The organism is Commensalibacter sp. M0355, from assembly GCF_016101365.1.
Taxonomy (GTDB): Bacteria; Pseudomonadota; Alphaproteobacteria; order Acetobacterales; family Acetobacteraceae; genus Commensalibacter; species Commensalibacter melissae.
The window spans coordinates 125027-144143 of the sequence record NZ_JACFQQ010000003.1; the positions used below are offsets into that span (position 1 = coordinate 125027).

General features: G+C 40.0%; 14 protein-coding genes and 1 tRNA gene. 10 read left to right on the forward strand and 5 right to left on the reverse strand.

The window, feature by feature from the left end; translation table 11 throughout:
• The first annotated feature begins 90 nt into the window (after positions 1–90).
• A tRNA-Ala gene (locus H3T44_RS06455) sits at positions 91–166 on the forward strand.
• A 258-nt stretch (positions 167–424) separates the two neighbouring features.
• Here H3T44_RS06455 and H3T44_RS06460 read toward each other — a convergent pair.
• Complete coding sequence (locus tag H3T44_RS06460; protein ID WP_198196635.1) at positions 425–5404, reverse strand: type ISP restriction/modification enzyme; 4980 nt, start codon at positions 5402–5404, stop codon at positions 425–427.
• Positions 5405–5684: 280 nt separating this feature from the next.
• Between H3T44_RS06460 and dalD the strand changes: the two genes are divergently transcribed.
• The 8 genes from dalD to H3T44_RS06500 all read left to right on the forward strand — a co-directional run bounded on the left by dalD (position 5685) and on the right by H3T44_RS06500 (position 13539).
• Complete coding sequence (gene dalD, locus H3T44_RS06465; RefSeq protein ID WP_230882710.1) at positions 5685–7061, forward strand: D-arabinitol 4-dehydrogenase; 1377 nt, start codon at positions 5685–5687, stop codon at positions 7059–7061.
• 99 nt (positions 7062–7160) lie between these two features.
• On the forward strand, positions 7161–8063 hold the full coding sequence (locus tag H3T44_RS06470; RefSeq protein WP_198196636.1) for a glycosyltransferase family 2 protein: 903 nt from the start codon (positions 7161–7163) through the stop codon (positions 8061–8063).
• Positions 8064–8205: 142 nt separating this feature from the next.
• The gene (locus H3T44_RS06475; protein WP_198196637.1) at positions 8206–9099 is read left to right on the forward strand and encodes a BadF/BadG/BcrA/BcrD ATPase family protein; all 894 of its coding nucleotides are present in this window, start codon (positions 8206–8208) and stop codon (positions 9097–9099) included.
• The gene (nagB, locus tag H3T44_RS06480; RefSeq protein ID WP_198196638.1) at positions 9099–9887 is read left to right on the forward strand and encodes a glucosamine-6-phosphate deaminase; all 789 of its coding nucleotides are present in this window, start codon (positions 9099–9101) and stop codon (positions 9885–9887) included. The genes H3T44_RS06475 and nagB overlap by 1 nt, the downstream gene beginning before the upstream one ends.
• Before the next feature lie 36 nt (positions 9888–9923).
• On the forward strand, positions 9924–11225 hold the full coding sequence (locus H3T44_RS06485) for a sugar MFS transporter (RefSeq protein WP_198196639.1): 1302 nt from the start codon (positions 9924–9926) through the stop codon (positions 11223–11225).
• 2 nt (positions 11226–11227) lie between these two features.
• Positions 11228–12343 carry an N-acetylglucosamine-6-phosphate deacetylase gene (nagA, locus tag H3T44_RS06490; protein ID WP_198196641.1) on the forward strand — a complete coding sequence of 372 codons (1116 nt, stop codon included), beginning with the start codon at positions 11228–11230 and terminating at the stop codon, positions 12341–12343.
• Positions 12344–12502: 159 nt separating this feature from the next.
• Complete coding sequence (locus H3T44_RS06495; protein WP_198196643.1) at positions 12503–12772, forward strand: DUF333 domain-containing protein; 270 nt, start codon at positions 12503–12505, stop codon at positions 12770–12772.
• 74 nt (positions 12773–12846) lie between these two features.
• Positions 12847–13539: a pirin family protein gene (locus H3T44_RS06500; protein ID WP_198196645.1), complete on the forward strand. Its 693-nt coding sequence runs from the start codon at positions 12847–12849 to the stop codon at positions 13537–13539.
• Positions 13540–13588: 49 nt separating this feature from the next.
• On the opposite strand, the gene H3T44_RS06505 is transcribed toward H3T44_RS06500, so the two are convergent.
• The gene (locus H3T44_RS06505; protein WP_198196647.1) at positions 13589–15520 is read right to left on the reverse strand and encodes a S9 family peptidase; all 1932 of its coding nucleotides are present in this window, start codon (positions 15518–15520) and stop codon (positions 13589–13591) included.
• Positions 15521–15688: 168 nt separating this feature from the next.
• On the opposite strand from H3T44_RS06505, the gene H3T44_RS06510 reads away from it, so the two are divergent.
• Positions 15689–16267: a DedA family protein gene (locus H3T44_RS06510; RefSeq protein ID WP_155568668.1), complete on the forward strand. Its 579-nt coding sequence runs from the start codon at positions 15689–15691 to the stop codon at positions 16265–16267.
• Here the strand turns inward: H3T44_RS06510 and H3T44_RS06515 are convergent.
• The 3 genes from H3T44_RS06515 to dapB all read right to left on the reverse strand — a co-directional run bounded on the left by H3T44_RS06515 (position 16262) and on the right by dapB (position 19108).
• On the reverse strand, positions 16262–17014 hold the full coding sequence (locus H3T44_RS06515) for a tRNA (guanosine(46)-N(7))-methyltransferase TrmB (protein WP_198185092.1): 753 nt from the start codon (positions 17012–17014) through the stop codon (positions 16262–16264). The two genes, H3T44_RS06510 and H3T44_RS06515, sit on opposite strands and share 6 nt — an antisense overlap.
• Before the next feature lie 11 nt (positions 17015–17025).
• Positions 17026–18213 carry a methionine adenosyltransferase gene (gene metK / locus H3T44_RS06520; RefSeq protein WP_198196649.1) on the reverse strand — a complete coding sequence of 396 codons (1188 nt, stop codon included), beginning with the start codon at positions 18211–18213 and terminating at the stop codon, positions 17026–17028.
• A gap of 97 nt (positions 18214–18310) precedes the next feature.
• The gene (gene dapB, locus H3T44_RS06525; RefSeq protein WP_198196651.1) at positions 18311–19108 is read right to left on the reverse strand and encodes a 4-hydroxy-tetrahydrodipicolinate reductase; all 798 of its coding nucleotides are present in this window, start codon (positions 19106–19108) and stop codon (positions 18311–18313) included.
• Positions 19109–19117 lie beyond the last annotated feature (9 nt).

The window sequence follows — 19117 nt, forward strand, 5'->3', positions numbered from 1 at the left end:
GTCTGAATTTTCCATCATTTGATAAAAATTAAAAGTTACCATTTTTAACTTGCCATCTACAGGTTTAACCGTTATATATTTTTTTCAAAAGGGGCCATAGCTCAGTTGGGAGAGCGTCTGAATGGCATTCAGAAGGTCAGGGGTTCGATTCCCCTTGGCTCCACCATTTAAACGGGTTGGATATTGCCAATTCCTGACAGATACCTTGTTTTTCCTGAAAAAATACATATTTACCTATCATATTCTTGCCAGTTCATGACAGACTATGCGATAAAAAATGGGTACAAAAGTGGGTACAATATTTTAAACTTTGAATTTCGCTATTCTTAATAGACAAGTTTCAACGATAACATTCTATCCGCATTACAATTGGTTTCGGAATGATATATGAGGATAGTTCCTTGAATATCATTTCTGTTGACTGTTACAGTTTCAGTTTAGGCAAGGCATTGACAATTTTACTTGTTGCCAGACTGACAGTGATGACACGAAGAAAGAGTTCAAGCGGATATTTTGGATTATGCATGGTTTCAATGGCCCAGTCATTGGCATCATTGGTAATGCCTGTTTTTTTGTCTGTTGTAACGGATTGGCGTTCCATAACCCATTCCAGGGCCGATTTTCCATTTACGATATAGTCATAGGCCTCCTCAGGTATGTTTCTGATGGTGAAACAGTCATTGTAAATGACTTCCGTTTTCTGGTTCCTTTGGGGAAATCTCATTTTGGTAACGTGAAATTCATGGTCTTTCCCCCCGACAATTCCTGATGGGGTAAGGGTTAACCCATCAATTTCAACCCCGGTGTAACAGTCAACAGTTTCATAATTCAGGTGCAGGTCGGCAAGCATGCGTCCCGCCTGTGTGAAGGCGGTAAAATCATCAAACGACTTGACACGGGGAATACGGGGAAGATCCTTGGTCAGATTGTCCTCATAACGGCTGCGGTAATCTTCACTGTGAAGCAGGCCGTAAATGTAATAGAAAATATCCTCCCTGGTGATGGCCTGATCGGGATAGGCGGCCTGAAAATGTTTTAGGGCATCATTGGTGATGGCGTCCCGTCTTTTGGGTGTTTCCTTTTCCAACAAATCATTTTCACGGGGGGAAATGTCATAGAGATATAGGGGAAAACACTGACCTTTAGAAATCATTTCAAGATCAGGGATCTTATTGGTAATAATACAAGAAAATTCTTTGGTTGATCCGCGACCTGTAATACTGATAACTTTATTATCAGTCTGTGCAGTTGGAAAAATTCGCGGCATTTGATAAGTCATGTTATTTAAATATTTGTTAAAATACAAGTAAGATTTGGTGAAAGGACGATATAAAGATTTATATAGGGAGGAAGCATCAAACTGATATTTTTTTCCTTTTTCTAAATCTTTTTTATTTTGACGATCCCATGAAAACCTGGTTGAATCAAAAATGACGAAATCTTCAGCCTTTATAATTTTGGTGGATTGGGGTTGGGCAAGATAGCGATCAACCTCGTCATTGTAGAATTGAATGGATTTTTGGATATTGGCAATCAATTTTTTGGATGAGGCATTATAAACCCAGGCATCTCTATTTGTTTTGATACCGTTAGAATAATTTTCAAAAATACTTATTGTCTGCCTATTTTTTTTATCACCCATGGGAATATAGGCATTGAAATCTGGATCACGCTGATTGATCCAGTCATTGAACCGGTCAGGAACAATATTGATCCAGCCATTGTGTCGGGTGATTCCATCGATATTGCCGAATTTCCGTATTGTTTCCAGTTTTTGCTGACGGGTGAGGTAATCGCCAATATCATGGAAATATATTTGTCCCCTCTGGTTTTTATTGGGGTTTTTGACCAGAATTGAAATGGCAATGGGGGCACGACTTCCTATATTAAATATATTATCTTTTTCTTTACGTCTTTGCTCTCCGGAAGTTCTTGCATTACCGCGTAAATGAAAAATATAAAGGCTGGTGAATTCTTCAGCCAGACATTTTCTCAAACCATCACAAGTGTTGCTGTCGATAAAGCTGGCATTGCTGACAAAACCGAGAATACCACATTCCCTGATTCGATCCGATGCCCAGCGGATGGCCCTTATGTAACTGTCATATAACGTGTTTTTATTGGTTGCCGTTGAATATTTGGCATAGGTTTCACGAATTCTTTCATCCAGGTCTGGATAGGAAAGATTGGCATTATTGTCATTGGCGGATTCCTGCCCCGCGGAATAGGGCGGATTGCTCATGATGACCCGAATATCAAGCGCCTGCTGGCGGGAAACCCGTTCATTGTTTTCCCTTAGCAGGATATCCTTTCCGATATCCTTTTGCCTGCCTTTCGCCATTTCGAACGTGTCGGTCAGACAGATTCCGGCAAAGGATGTATATTCCCCTTCTTTCTTTTCTGTTTTGCCAGCATCGTTTTGTTGCGTCATTATACTGTGATAGGTTGATTCAATATTGATCGTGGCGATATAATAGGCCAGCAGGACAATCTCATTGGCATGGATTTCACGTTTATATTTGTGGGGTAGTTTGTCCTTTGTGATAATGCCGCTTTGCAGCATTCTTGTGATGAAGGTTCCGGTACCTGTGAATGGGTCAAGAATATGGACATTGGGTTCGGCGAGACTGCTGCCAAATTCGGCTTTCAGGACATGCTCGATGCTGTGGATGATGAAATCCACCACCTCAACCGGTGTGTAGACAATTCCCAGCCTTTCGGTCATGCGTGGAAAGGCATTGCGAAAGAATTTGTCATATAGCTCGATGATGACGCGCTGTCTGCCCTGTACGCTGTCAATGCCCGTGGCACGCATTTTTACGGATTCGTAAAAGGCCTGCAGGGTTGCACGCTCCTTGTCCAGTTTCTCCCTGTCCAGCTGTTCCAGGATTTTCTGCATTCCCTTTGAGATGGGATTGTGCTCGGTAAACCGGTAATGTCCGAACAGGGCGTCAAAGACAGGTTTTGTGACCATATGCTGGGCCAGCATTTCGATGATTTCATGATCATCGAGATTTTGGTTGATATCATTCCGCAACTCTTTGGCAAATTCGTTGAAAAGATGAATGGCCTGATGATTTTTCGGGTTGTCCAGAATGTGCTGGATGCGATCGATATGGGTTTGGGCAATTTTGGCGACATCATTTGCCCAGTCCTCCCAGTGATGCCGGTTTCCACATTTTTTAACGATTTTGGCATAGAGAGCCCGTTCAATTTCCCCAACCTCGAAGACCAGGTCTCCCTGCCGGTTCGATGAGGGTGGGGAAGCCTGGCCAATAATATGGCTTTTCCTCGCCCTTGCCGCTATTTCCTGAGATCTGGTTTGCTTTTGTCTTTTGGGGCCAATCTTGTCGGCAACAGCGATCACCTCTATTCTTGAGGGGGCCTTTCCATTGAATTCCAGCTTGTTGATGGTTGCGTCAAAACGGTCATCATGGGAACGGAGGGCATTTAGAACCTGCCATACAACACGATAGGTCTGATTGTCATCCAGTGCCTTTTCAGGCTCAATGCCTGCCGGTATGACAATGGGCAGTATGACATATCCCAATTTTTTCCCGGGTGCCTTGCGCATAACCCGGCCAACGGATTGAACCACGTCCACCTGGGATGAACGGGCTGTCAGGAAAAGAACGGCATCCAGTGCCGGAACATCTACCCCTTCGGACAGGCACCGGACATTTGACAGTATGCGACAGGTATTTTCTGGTATTTCGGATTTCAGCCATTCCAGTTTCGTTTCCTTTTCCCCCGCGTTCATTCCCCCATCAATATGTTCTGCCTCGCAAGTCATGCTCAAGGCCCTGTCCGGAAGTGCGTCAGGATTTTCTTTTGAACGTTCTTCGGTTTCGTGATGTTGATATTGTTCAACAACCTTGCCAAACATCTCGGCGATTAGTTTGGAACTGACTTTGTGTGTCCTGCCTTTATAGGTTGCCTCAATGACCTGGCAAAAGGCAACGGCGCGTTGCATGGGATCTGCCGAATTATCGGGATTTTCATACAGACCCTGTTTAGACAGGGCTTTCCAGCAACCAACGATTTTTGCCGCATCATCAACCTTCAATGCATTATCCTGATCCTTCAGCAATTCTTGCAGGCGTCTGTTGATGTGGCTTTCCTCCACGGCCAGAACGATGACTTTGTAATCAACCAGCAAGTTCCGTGATACGGCCTGGGAAAATGTGATGACATATAAATCCTCACCATAGATAGCCGGATCATCCATTGAATAGACGACAATAGATTCATCCCTGGCCTTTTTCTTGCTGGCTTCGGCATAAATCCGGGGGGTTGCGGTCATGTATAAACGTTTTTTTCCATGAATATATTCATTGTCATGAATTCTGACAAATGCGGATTCATCATCCCCCTCATAGGTTGCACCCGTCGTACGGTGCGCTTCATCACAGATGACCAGATCGAATGCCGGAATGGCGTTTTCACCCTGTTGCGCCTGGTTAAGAACCTCGATGGAATGATAGGTTGAAAAAATGACCGTCATGGCTTCGGGATTATTATCAAGGGCCACGTGAAACGCTTTTTTCAAACTTTCGGCATGGGTTGTTGCCGGATATTGCAAATCACTGATTCCCGCAATGACACGATCATCCTCCCTGGCATGTTTCTTGCCTACATCACTGTCTGAACAGACCGCGAAACTGTTTATTTCAATGGCACTCTCTTGCGTCCATTCTGTAAGGCTCTGACTGAGCAGGGAAAGGCTTGGAACCAGAAATAATACGGTTTTCCCCTTACCCGCCATGGTCTCGGCAATTTTTAGCGAGGTAAATGTTTTTCCTGTACCACATGCCATGATCAGTTTGCCGCGATCCGCGGTTTTCAGGCCGTGTTGCACGGCTTCCAGGGCGGACGCCTGATGATCAAGCAGCTTTTTCTTGGGTTTTAAAACCGGTTTTTCTTCATGCAAGTATTTTGACCAGTCAATAACACTCTGTTCCAAGTGATGCAGATCGATCTTGCTGACCGGGGGATTCTGGTTTTCCAGGGCATTTTCAGCATTTTCTGTCCATTTGTCAGTCGTGGATATGATATAGCGATAGGTAAAATATTTCTTGCCCGAAGCGGTAAAGAAGCTGTCTATGTCATTTTTGCTGATTGTCCTGTCCGGATCATAGTTTTTGCATTGAAAGGCATGAAGTTCATTATTCAAAGTGACCCCGACCAAATCAATACCCGTGTCCTTTTTATCCGTGATGTTCAGGAGCTTTCCATAACAGGACACCCAGTCAGAATAGGGTAAAATATCCTTGTATTTATTTTTATAAGCCGGTTCAGTTTTGAAATACCTGATCATCAGGTTTTCAAAACTGGTTCCCTTATCCCGTTCCGTTTGCGTTGCATGACGGAATTGTTCCAGTAAACTCTGTAATGCCGAGGTCATTTTAAATGATGAATACTAAAAAGAAATTAACAAATAATTCAAATTATTAAATATGCTTACCTTTTTGAAATAACATTGTTGCTAAATATCGTTCCATTACATCAAATTATTTTGATAAATCATTAATTTATTAATAATCGGTCAATTGATTATGATTCGCATTGTTTAAAATATTTATTAATTATTTCAATTGGTTATATAATATGTTTTAATACAGAACATAATCTCATTCACAATGATCCTGCAATATTTAGGTACAATCATCTCAAGGGGTTCAGTCATGACAAATATATGGATGCATATTGGTATTGGTTCTTTTCAGCGTGCCCATCAGGCATGGTATCTTCATCGTTTGTTACAGGAAAACACCAGGGAAAAATGGATTGTGGCGGCTGGGGGGATACGCAAGGATACGGCTCCGTTGTTGGACGCCCTGTCAAAACAGGATGGTCAGTATATATTGGAAACCGTCACCCCAAAAGGTGAACGGGATTATGAAAAAATCACATCTATTCAAAAAATTCTGCCCTATGATGATAAAATGCAAGGCCTTGTTGAACAGGGGATCAGGCCTGAAACAAAAATTATCGCTTTTACCGTTACAGAAGGTGGATATTACCTGGATACCAATCATCAGCTTGATAAGAGCAGCAGGGATATCCAGTCTGAACTCAAGGGTGAAATCTGCACGATTTATGGTGCCTTAAAGGCAATTCTAAAGGAAAGAATTAGAAAGGGTGGCCAACCTGTCACCCTGTTAAGTTGTGATAATTTACGTCACAATGGGGAACGTTTCAGAAACGGGTTTATCGAATTCCTGAAACTGTCTCGGGAAGACCAGTTGCTGGAATGGGTAAGGAAAAACACTTCCTCTCCAAATACTATGGTGGATCGTATCACCCCCCGTCCCTCAGCCGATTTACCGGAACGGGTATATGGGGCCACGCATTTCAGGGATGCCGCCCCCGTTATGGCGGAATCATTCATTCAATGGGTTATCGAGGATCATTTTATCGATGGTCGCCCCGAACTTGAGAAAGTCGGGGTTGAAATGGTAAAATCGGTTGATCCATGGGAAGAGGCAAAAATTCGTATCCTGAATTCAAGTCACAGTTGTGTCGCTTGGGCGGGAACCTTGGCAGGGCTCTCCTTTATTCATGAGGATGTGGCCAATGCTGAGATCAGGAAAATGGCATGGAATTATGTTACAGAGGACGTTATCCCTTGTCTGACACCAAGTCCCCTTGATTTGGCCAGATACAGGGATGTTGTATTGGATCGTTTTAGTAATCCGTATATAAAAGATACGAATCAACGCGTGGCTGCAGACAGTTTTTCCAAAATCCCGGGGTTTATTACGCCCACCTTAACCGAATGTTACGATCGGGGTAAAACACCTGATGCAACTGCCGTTTTACCGGCATTATTTTTTGTTTTCCTGGAAAATTATGTAAAGGATCTAATTCCCTATCAATATCAGGATGGTATTATGGATCAGCAAGCTGTTCACGAAATGTTCAAGGCAGGGGACCCCGTTGCGGAATATGCGGGAGACAAAATGCTGTTCGGGAAATTGGCAGGCAAACCAGAATTTGTAAAATTATTACACAACAAAATTAATTATTTGAGAGGTTGGCAGAAAAAAGTTAATAATTAGTTATGAAACCCTTAACCAGCATTAAAGCCTGTTGAGTGTCAATTACACCAGAATTGAGGGTTATTTTAATGAATTTAATTTTGTGAAGTTGATAATTTTATGAAAATTGGTATTGCAATAACTACATTTAACCGGATTGAATATTTAATTGAACAAATACGCCTGATCCAAAAGTTTTCCTTGAATGAATATGAACTGATTGTATGTGACGATGGTTCAACAGATGAAACGGTTGATGTTTTAAACAGGGAGAAAATAAATTACATCACGGGAAAAAACAAGGGTATCGCCTGGAATAAAAACAGGGGGATTTACTACTTGGCCAACTATACGCAAGCCGATATGTTTATTTTACTGGATGATGATATTTTCCCAACGATGTATGGATGGGATGTGGAATGGGCAAAGGCAGCCCAAATTCATGGACATGTCACCTTTGTCGTTCCAGAATGGAAGGACAAATTGCTTTATGGTGATTGTAATGCGCAGAATCCGGGCATATCCCCACTAATTGCGGGTTCATGTATCACGGTCAGCAGGGAGGCTTTTCCCCTGGTTGGTTATATGGATAACCGTTTTGGGCGTTATGGACATGAACATACGGATTATTCAACAAGATATGTTAAATCTGGATTTGGGGGAATTATCAGGGAAGATAATTCCATCGTTTATGCGGTTATGGATAGTGGATTAAAATTGATGCCCATTCCCTCAACAGGTTCCCCAGAAGAAGCAAGAAATAATGAAAAAACGCTAAATGACCTAAAAGAGGAGCCGCTTTTCCGGTATCCCTGGTTTTCACGAAATCAAAAACAGGAATTCCTGAATGATTTTAAAGATAAAAGTCAAATAGTTCATTTAAAAGAATGGGACATTATTCGTGAATTTGATCAGGATTTTTATCTGGAAACCTATCCTGATGTAAAAGCGGCAGGTATTAACCCTGTTCAGCATTATATTCTTTATGGATGTAAAGAAAATCGGAAAATTAAACCAGAATAATGAAACGTATTTATTATCTTCTATTGGAATTTTAAAAGTTAATAATTAATTAATAAATGAGGTGCTTATAAAGTAAATAAATTTTTTTTATTTGTTAAATTTTTTATTTGCTTAATCGACGAATAATCTAGATTGGGTGACTATGAAAAAAAAACAAGATTTATTAATCAGTATTGATGGTGGAGCCACTAAATCCATCATACAAATTTTTACAGCTGATGGAAAATTTTTATTAGAAAATAAAGGGGGGCCAGCGAATATTGCGAGTAACACGCAAGAAAGCTGGTTTTCTATTAAAGAAACTCTGGATAACAGTTTAAAACAATTGGATATTACACCAGAGGATGTTAATTTATATGGAGGTGCTGGTCTGGCCGGTGCAGAGGTTCCTGTTGCCTGTGAAAATTTTAGGAAATTATGCACAGGTTTTGAAAAATTTATTTTTGAAACAGATGCTCATACATCATGTCTAGGTGCACATAAAGGTAAAAATGGCGCGGTTATTGCCATTGGAACAGGGACAGTGGCCTATGCCATTTTCAATGAGAAACATAAAAAATTAAGCGGCTGGGGTTTTCCGCAGGATGATCAGGGAGGTGGAGCCTGGCTGGGATTGCAATTGATATCTGACATGTTGCAACGTATAGAGGGACGTAAGCCGGAAACCGATTTAAGCAGAAAATTATATAACCATTTAAAGCGGCAGGGAGAGGATCCAATGTTGTGGGCAGTAAGAGCGCAACCACAAAAATTTGGTTCTTTGGTTCCATGGCTGATTGAGCAAGCGGAAACTGGATGTTCTGACGCAAGTTTATTCTTGGATAAAGCAGCGGAAATTATATCTGATTTGGCTTTGGCATTACTAAAAGACGAATATGCGGATCTTCCTTTGTGTTTATTAGGGGGACTGGCAAATATTTTCTTATCTCGATTATCTCCAAATGTGCGTGAACATATTATTCCTGCTCAAGGTCAATCTTTAGATGGTGCCTATTATCTGGCGCTTCAAGCATATAAAAATAAGGAAGTACATTAATGGAAGTCATTATTCGCCCAGATGCAGAGAAAACAGCACAGTTGGCGGCAACTTTTATTGCCCAGAAAATCAAAGAAAAACAAAAGATTGTTTTAGGACTGGCAACGGGTCGAACCATGGAACGGATTTATGCAATTTTGGTCCAGATGCATAAAAATGAAGGGCTGGACTTTTCCGGATGTCATTCTTTCAATCTAGATGAATATATTGGATTGTCCGCAGAAGACCCCAATTCTTATCGTAGCTATATGGATTATCATTTATTCAGGCATGTAAATATTGATTTGAAAAATACACATATTCCAAACGGTATGGCACAGGATGTGCATTCTGAAGGTAAACGCTATGAAGAAGAAATTCGTAAAGTGGGCGGAATAGATCTTCAATTATTAGGTATTGGTGAAACCGGTCATATTGGTTTTAATGAACCCTTGTCCGCGTTAATGTCACGAACCAGGGATAAAAGCTTAACCCCTCATACACGTCGACAAAATGCAGAAATGTTTGGAGGAGATCCGGAAAAGGTTCCCAGCCGTGCAATGACCATGGGTGTTGGCACGATTTTGGAAGCGCGGTCAATCCTATTGGTTGCCTTAGGAGAAAGCAAAGCATCAATTCTGGCAAAGGCAGTTGAGGGACCTATCACTTCGATGATTAGTGCGTCTGCACTACAGCTTCATTCTGCATGTAGGATTCTGGTTGATGAAGCGGCAGCCTCTCAATTGTCAGGTCGCCAATATTATGATTGGGTTTTCCAAAACGAACCTGAATATGCCCAATATCGTTAAAAATAACAATTCAAGGCGTGGATAAAAGGAAAATATATGTCTAATCAGATATCGCCTAATGCTCCTCAGAATACGACAAAACCTCTTATTATTGTAGGTGTTCTTTTTTTTGTTATTGGATTTTTTACTTGGATTAATAGCCCTCTAATCCCTTTTGTAAAAGTTGCTTTTTCGCTTGATGATTTCAATGCTTTTTTTGTTTTATCTGCTTTTTACATATCCTTTTTTGTTTTTTCACTTCCCGCCTCATGGGTGTTAAAAAAGACAGGCATGAAAAATGGCTTGTGTATTGCATTAATTGTCATGGCAATAGGTGCATTAATTTTTGGCCAGTTTATAAAATCTCATTGGTATATTGGGGTTTTAATAGGTTTATTTATTATTGGGGTTGGATTGTCGTGTCTACAAACCGCTGTAAATCCTTATGTTAGTATTTTGGGGCCTATTGAAAAAGGTGCCCAAAGACAGGCAATAATGGGTATTTGCAATAAGGGTGCTGGTATTCTTGCCCCTGTAATCTTTGGAATGTTTGTTACAAATATCAGTGGCATCCAGGAACGTATTGATGCCGCCAGATCCATTAGTGAGAAAACGCAAATTGTATCTGTTTTTGCTGATAAAGTTTATTATCCATATATGGGAATGGCATTGATTTTGCTTTTGGTTGCTTTTGGAATTTATCGTTCGACTTTACCAGAAATCAACAATGAAGATGATGGCCAGCAAAAAGGAAATAGTGGAGGAATTCCTACCTCTCCTCGTTTATGGTTTGGTGTTTTGTGTATCTTTACCTATGTAGGTATGGAAGTTTTGGCTGGAAGTGCCATCGGTACTTATGGATCAGATTTTCATATTTCTCTCGATATTACCAAGTTCTTTTCTTCTTTTACCCTTTCTGCAATGTTGGCCGGTTATTTTGCAGGTATTATTATTACCCCTAAAATTCTTTCTCAAGAAAGTTATCTGGTTGTATCCAATGTTTTAGGCATTATTTTTGCTATTGGTGCATGGTTGACCACCGGATATATTTCAATTACTTTTATCGCTCTATTGGGATTTGCCAATTCAATGATGTGGCCCGCTATTTTTCCAATTGCCATACGTGGTTTGGGTGAACGAACAGCTAGTGGTGCAGCTTTAATGGTAATGGGAATTTGTGGAGGTGCTGTTATTCCGCAAATTTACAGTTATTATACGAAATTTATTGATTTCCAAACGGTTTTTGCAAGTATAGCCATTATTTGTTACACGATTATGGGTTTATATGGCATTTATGGTTATTTTGACCTGAAAAGAGGCAAAGCATCTCGACCTGTCATTATTAATGAGGGTGCATAGGGATGACCAATTTACAAGGACGTATTGTATTACGTGATCGGGTTGTTACAGGTAATATATCTTTTGGTGAGATAATTTCTGATATAGAGGCTGGAAATTTATCCAATAAAGATCCACAATATTATATTCTGCCGGGTTTTATTGATGGTCATGTTCATGGTGGAGATGGCGCGGATACAATGGATGGTGCGGAGGCAATTGAAAAGCTTTCAAGATTTCATATGCATCATGGCACGACAACCATTCTACCAACAACCATAACACGGCCATGGAAAGAAATTCTTGATTCACTTCGGGCAGTTAAAGAGGTGCGACAGAAGGGATTGGCGGATCTTCCCGATATTCGAGGTGCCCATTTGGAAGGTCCTTTTATCAGTAGCAAAAAACTGGGTGCCCAGCCTCCATTTAATATCATGCCAAAGGCAGAAGTGCTTCAGGAAATGATAGACTTGGATATTGTCAGAGTCATTACCATTGCCCCTGAAGTTGAATATATTGAACAGGCTGTTCCTTTATTAACCAAGGCTGGAATTCGTGTCAGTTTGGGACATACGGCATGCAGCTATAGCCAAGCCCAACATGCTTTGCAAATAACTCATACACATCATGGTGTTGTGGGGGGAACCCATTTATTTAATGCAATGGGTGGGATTGAAGGACGCGCTCCAGGTCTTGCCGGGGCCATATTAGATGATGATAAGGCATACGCTGAGATGATTTTTGATACCCATCATGTTCATCCTGTCAATTTTCGATTGGCACATCGTCAAAAACCCGATCATTTGCTGTTTGTGACAGATGCGATGCGTGGAGCTGGAATGCCTGAGGGTGAAAGTGAATTGGGTGGACAGAAAGTGATCATTAAAAATGGTTGTGTAATGGGAATGAATGGACATCTTGCGGGAAGTGTCCTAACGCTTGATCAAGCCTTTCGTAACGCTTTGGTTCATGGGGCAACACTACCGGAAGCGACACGTTTGGTAAGTACAAATGCAGCCCAATATCAGGGATTGACTGATCGTGGTGAGATCGCATTTGGAAAAAGGGCAGATTTTGTTGTGATGAATGCCAATATGCAGGTTGAACAGGTTTGGATTGCAGGCAAAAGAAGAGTCTAGCTACAAATTGGGTTTAAATTCTGATATGGAGCCTAACCTTGTTTGAGGTTAGGTTTTTTTATTTGATATTTGGTGAGAGAATGGAGGTAAATAATTTGTTCTGAAATTATCTGAAACATAGTATTATAAAACAGTAAATACATTCAAAAGGGGTAAAACTTGAATAAATATTTTGTTAATATTGGAATATTATTATCGGTTTTTACCCTGTCCAATTGCCAGACGGCCAATAAAAGTAATCATAAAACCTCATTTCCCGCCCAAAAAATAGGGATGCCCAATCCTGCCTCTGTTTATTGTCTAAAGTTGAAGGGAAAGCTGATCAAAAGACAAAATGATCTTGGAGAATATAATGATTGTTTTTTACCTGGTGGACAGGTTATTGAGGAATGGACATTATTTCGCAGAGACCATTCCGTTAAGAATTAGGAAACCAATGGTATTTATGAAACATTCTTGATTAATATCGATTCCATTATCTTGAATATTTGAAAGTCTATAGAATGATTTATGTACGTAAGGCAAATGCAAGAGGGCATGCCAACCATGGCTGGCTTGAAACCTATCACAGTTTTTCGTTTGCAAATTACTATGATCCGGATTTTATGGGGTTTTCAGATTTAAGGGTAATTAATGAAGATCGGGTACAGGTGGGTAAAGGATTTGGTCAGCATCCACACAAGAATATGGAAATTCTTTCCTATGTATTGGAAGGAACCATTGAACATCAAGATAGTATGGGTTTTAGGGAACGGGTAAAAGCCGGCGAGTTTCAGATCATGAGTGCCGGTACCGGAATTCGTCATTCAGAATATAATCCCTCTGATCAGGAAACGTTACATTTTTATCAGATATGGATTAAACCAAATGAAATAAATATTAAGCCACGGTATGAAACAAGATATTTTCCTGAGGTTGAGGGTAGACAACTCATTTTATCATCAGACGCACGTGAAAATTCCCTAAAGATTTACCAAGACATGAATCTTTGGCGTTGGCGATTTAAGGCACAAGAAGATCATGAATATACAATTTTAAAAAGATTCGGAAATGTATGGATTCAAGTTGTTACTGGTGAATTGAGAATAAATGGACAATTGATTCAAACAAGTGATGGCGTTGCTGTTTTTGATGAAGAAAATATTCAGATCACAACAGTTAAAGCTGCTGAAATATTGCTTTTTGAATTATTGTAAATGTTTGTAACCCATTAAAACAAATCCAAAAAAGGATTTGCTTTTTTATCTAAGTGTGTAATGTTACCTTTTCAGAAATACTATCCGGTTTAAACCCAAGAATTTTACCAAAAAAAGCCAGCTCCAGCTCAAGAACTTTTTTTACGGTTGCCTCTTGTTTAAATCCATGCCCTTCTTCTTTAAATGTATAATATGCATGGGGAATATGGTTGTTTTTTAAAACTTTAATAATATTTTCTGCCTGTGATGGAGGGACCACCATATCTTTAAGGCCTTGAAAAAGAATAAGGGGACATGCAATTTGATGAATATGGGTCAAAGGGGAGCGTTCATGATAAAGCTCTTTTTCTTCTGGATAAGATCCGATAAGACCATTTAAATAGTTCGATTCAAATTTATGTGTTTCCTCAGCCAGGGCTGTTAAATCCCCCACACCATATAAACATGATCCTGCAGCAAAAATCTTGGATTTGACTAGGGCTGATAATACGGTAAAGCCTCCTGCGCTACTGCCTTTTATGACGATTTTTTTTGGGTCAACCTTTTGTTGCTTGATCAGATAGTTACAGGCATCAATACAATCCTGGACATCCAGGATTCCCCATTTTTTTTGTAATGCATTCCGGTAGGTTTTTCCAAAACCCGTAGATCCTCGATAATTAACATCAACAACCGCGAAACCTCGACTGGTCCAGAATTGTATCTTTGGATTGTAACTGTTAACAGTTTGACCTGTTGGTCCACCATGAGCAATGACCATCAAGGGAGGTAATTCATTTTTATTTGGTTGAAAATACCGATTGGTTGGTGGATAGAAAAAACCATAAGCATATTGATGGTCCTGTGTTGGGAAACATATAGTATGTCCAATGGAAATGTCTTCCTTGTGTATATGAACTAGACTTGATATTTGAATAACCTGTCTATTGTGATGATTATCCTGGTAAATGATTTCCGTTGGTCGGGAAGTTGAGCAGTTTATCCAGGCAAATTCATTATTTTTTATGGGAACAGGACAATATTCAGGTTGATCTAGGGAGATTTTTTTGATTTTATTATGACTTATGACAAATGTTTCAGGAAATCCCTGATGAATAGCCTGGACAACAAAATTATTATTTGAAACCGGATACCAGTTTTTTTGGCCAAAAATCCAATGTGGTTTACCAATTTCGGCATTCATCTGGGTAATGGCTCTTAAGTTATCAGCTTCGTCATTGTGCAAGTTTACATGGTAAAGATTCCACCAATTTTCACGGTCACTGCAAACATAGAGCTGATTATTTTCTGTCCAGCCTGGTTCAATCAGAGATTCAATTTGTTTATTACCAGCCAAGATCCTTTTATTTTTAATCGCTTTATCCTTAATATCAAAATCGGCACAGCATAAATACGTTGATTCCCATGGCATGAAAGGATGATACCATTCAATCCAAGCGAGCTTCGCTTGATCCTTTGATAATGTTGGTGTGCTATAAAAATCAGCCTTTTCATCCAGTGTTATCATTATATTTGGATTATCCAATGAAAATAGAACAAGACTGTTTTTAACATTATTTGTTGAATGATCTTCACAAACACAGAAAACATGTTTATCAATCAAGTTAAAGCTGGCAAAACGCAAGGCTTTGTCCTGATACAGACAAGTAGCCTGCCGATCTTGTGAAACAGTCCAAATCCCACCTGTATAAAGATCGCTAAAAACAATACTGTTTTTATGAACGCTATAGGATCCTCCACCATATTCATGTACCTTATTTCCAACAGAAAATGATGGTGTGGTTATATCCTTTATACCCTTGTTTTCATTCCATTGGACAAGAACGGTTCTGTTTTGTTCCTGTGGACGTCTTTCAAGCCAATATATGTTTTCCTCATCTATTTGTAATTCGGAAAAAATAACGTTCTTTCCTGCAACAGTTTCCGTTGTGAAAGGGGAGGGCCAACTTCCACAAGGGCCATTTTTTTTGAACATATTCATAACAAACTCGATAAAAATTAAATCTTTCTTAATTGGCTAGAATCGGTCATAAAGATAGTAAGATTTTTAGAAATGAAACAATATGGATTTTAAACACTGTTAGATTATATTTTACAATTTGTTCATCATTATGAATCCCATGCCTATTATATTGTTGGTCTTATCATTATGTTGGAAAGTATGGGATTAATCCTACCAGCTGAAAGCTTGCTGATTACCATATCCATTTACTGTGCCTCTCATTACAGTAGCCTCAATATTAATTATATAGCCTTATCCGCGATTGTCGGTGCGATTATGGGGGATAATTTTGGATATCTTATTGGTCGTATTGTTGGATATCCAGTATTGAAAAAATATGGTCCTAAATTCAAATTGACCCCAGATCGTCTATTATTAGGACAATATTTGTTTAAGCATCATGGGGGTAAAGCTGTTTTTTTTGGACGTTTTGTTGCCATTTTAAGGTTTTTTACGGCTTTATTGGCGGGTGCAACACATATGCATTGGAAGGATTTTTTAATCTATAACGCTTTGGGGGGTATGTGTTGGGCAGGTGCCTTTACATATACCGCATATTTCCTGGGGCAGGAATTTCTTAGACTAAAAGGGACTATAGGCCTTGTTATAGGGATTATCTTTGTTGTAGTTGCTGTTCTGGTGTTTATATTTTTACGTAATAACGAACATAGGCTTGTCAAACGCGCAGAACAGGAACTAAAAGTTGATAATAATAAAAAATCATGATTTTTCAAATATCCAGAAAATTGGTGATCTTCCAGCCTTGTAGGCTTTTTGTTCGTAACGGGTTGGTGGCCAGTTTTCAGGACGTTTGTTCGTTTGCATGATTTTCTTGAAATAGGGTTGATTCTCCATGGTTTCTTCAACCCATGCCTGATAGGTTGGATCATCACTTGCAATATGCCATTGTCCTTTGGAGGTTAGAATACGATGAAGCAAAGGCAGACGTTCTGGATGGACAAACCGTCTTTTTGCGTGTCTCGTTTTTGGCCAAGGGTCAGGAAAAAGCAGAAATATCTTTTCAATTGAATTTTCCGGTAATGCACGGATCAAGATACGTGCATCTTCATTCCATATCCGAAGCATATTTGGAACAGTTGCTTCTGTTTCCTTAACATCTTCCCGAACAAGATTGGATAATAGGGAACAAATTCCGTTTTCGAATACCTCACATGCAATATAACCAATATCAGAATGTATTTGGTGCTGGGCAAGACTGTGCTCACCTCCCCCAAACCCAATTTCCAACCATAATGCCCTAGGCTGATTTTCAAAAGCCTCAAAGGGGTGTTTGATATTTCTGGTTGGGAATTTGATTCGGGGAAGATATTCTGAAAGAAGCCGTTTTTGTCTGTCGCGTAAAGGATGGCCACGACGACGCCCGTACAAACGGTCTTTGGGTAGGGATGAATCTGTTTTGGAAAAAGGCTCTTGAGTACTTTCTCCACAAGAACCTTTTTGAATTATGGTCATATACTTAAGTTTTAACGATTAAAAGCATTTTGCAAAGCATCAACAAGATCAGTTTTTTCCCATGTAAAATCATCTTTTACCGGGTCTGGATGGCGTCCAAAATGACCGTAGGCTGAAGTTTGTTTGTATATGGGACGATTTAATCGTAAATGTTTACGGATGCCTCTTGGAGAAAGATCCATTAATTCACGTAAAACTTTTTCAAGTTTTGCTTCATCAATGTCTTTGCCTGTTCCATGTAAATCAACATAAACAGAGAGAGGATGGGAAACTCCAATCGCATATGAAATTTGCAGGGTACAAAGATCAGCAAGACCGGAAGCTACAATATTTTTGGCAAGATAACGACAGGCATATGCTGCTGAGCGATCAACTTTGGTTGGATCCTTACCCGAGAAAGCTCCACCACCATGAGGGGCAGCCCCACCATAAGTATCGACGATGATTTTACGACCTGTCAGGCCACAATCGCCATCAGGACCTCCAATAACAAAAATTCCTGTAGGATTGACATAAAATTCTTTTTCTGGACACATCCAGCCTTCTGGCAATGTATTCGTAATCAGTCCTTTTAAAACATCACGAATGTTTTCCTGTGGCATGGATTCCTCATGTTGGGTTGATAAAACAACAGAGGTTGCGCCAACAGGTTTACCGTGAACATAACGCAAGGTTACCTGACTTTTTGCGTCCGGAAGAAATCCTTTACCCTTAGGGTTACTTGATTTACGTAGGTCATTGAGATTTTTTAGGATCTTATGAGCATAATAAATTGGGGCAGGCATTAAGGTTTCGGTTTCAGACGTTGCAAAACCAAACATGATTCCCTGATCGCCAGCGCCTTCATCTTTACTTTCATTACTGTCAACACCGACTGCGATATGGGGAGACTGTGCATGTAACAGGTTTAATATATTTGCGGTTTTCCAAGAAAAACCGTCCTGGTCGTATCCAATTTCACGTATGGTTTCACGGGCTTTTTCATTGAGCATTTCTTTGGTAATGCTTTTCGGGCCACGCAGTTCTCCAGCCAAAATTACCTGATTGGTTGTAACAAGAGTCTCACAAGCTACGCGCGCTTCTGGATCTGCGGCAAGGTAGGTATCCAAAATGGTGTCGCTGATACGATCGGCAACTTTATCTGGATGACCCTCTGATACCGATTCCGAAGCGAACAGAAAATCGCTATTGTTTCGCATAATTTTTCTGCTATCTCACTAATAAATAAAAAAACACAAGTATTGTAAACAGACCCTTTTGTGGTCTATCCGTCAAGTATTAATTTAAAAAAAATTATTATTTGACCGGATCCAGTCCCAAAACATGGTTCATACCATATAAACCTGCGGGTTTATTGATACACCAAAAAGCTGATCGAACGGCACCTTTTGCAAAAATGCGACGATCAAAAGCTTTATGTGTAAGAACAATTTCCTCGACATCGGAGAGAAATATGGCACTATGTTCACCAACAATTTGCCCGCCCCTTAAGGAAGCAAATCCGATGGCATTTTTTTTCCGCGCCCCTGTAAATCCTTTTCTGCCAATTTCTGCAACAGATCCTAAATCCACCTTTCTTGCTTTTGCAATGGATTCCCCGATTGCCAAGGCTGTTCCAGATGGAGCGTCAACTTTTTGACGATGGTGTGTTTCCACAATTTCAGCATCATACTGATCGGCAGGCAAAGCTTTCGCCAGTTCAAAAGCCAGTCGGGTTATCAAGGTTACACCAGGTGAAAAATTAGCCGCCTGAACAACAGGAATGGTTTTTGCGGTTTCTTTGATAAGTTTTTGGACGGATTCAGATATGCCTGTTGTTCCTAAAATCCATGCTGTTTTACTATTGTTTAATGCTTTTGCATGTGTTTCTGTTGCTGTAGCATTTGTAAAATCGATAATTACATCACTTTTTTCGACCAGACTTGCAATGTCAGAGAAGATTTGAACAGAATCTGGCATATCATGAATGTCTTTTGAAAGTGATGTACCTCCAGATAAAACAGCATTATCTCTAGAGGTAATTTCTTCCATTAAAAGACGTCCAACACGTCCGGTTATGCCAGCAATACCAATATGTAAAACAGATATATTCATTCTAAACAC